The following is a 544-nucleotide window of genomic DNA, read 5'->3' as shown; positions in this document are numbered from 1 at the left end:
GAATAGCTGTTTATCTAACAAAAACAAAAAAATGGCAGCATTTTTTCTCCTTTCAACAAAACATGTCCTTTAGAACAAGAATCCTCTTTCTTTCTCCGCTTCTTTTGTATTTGCTTATTATCCTCATCGGGAACAAAGGTGTACACGGAAGTTCCACTGTTGATCTTGTTCTTATTTTGCTTACCCAAACTCTAGTCATAGCATTTGTAGAGGAGATGGTATTTAGAGGATTTATGCTGAATTTGCTGTTATCAAAAAGCTATAAAGTGGCGGTTCTTCTTTCATCGTTCCTATTTGCCTTTACGCACAGTTTGAATATGCTAAGCGGTCAATCGGTAGCAAATACAATTTTTCAAATTCTATTTGCATTTGTTATTGGGTTGGTCTTGGCTTTACTGATCGTTAACGGTCAATCGATTGGAGTGACGATCGTATTTCACGGCTTAAATAATTTTCTCCAGTTTACGAGCCCTGTCAACGCAAATGATTCTTTATTTGTTAATTACGCGCTGCTTCTATTTTTAAGCGGATATGCCTTTTATTT

The 544-nt window shown here is 36.0% G+C and carries 1 protein-coding gene; it reads left to right on the top strand.

The genetic code is table 11. The features are described from left to right. Positions 1-544: CPBP family intramembrane glutamic endopeptidase (locus tag AC27IT_RS28075; RefSeq protein ID WP_487092303.1), on the top strand; the 544-nt coding region annotated here is incomplete at both ends.

It is taken from the genome of Brevibacillus sp. YAE8, from assembly GCF_057543335.1.
Note: the sequence above shows the minus strand (reverse complement) of the source record. Positions and strands in the feature narration are given on the sequence as shown.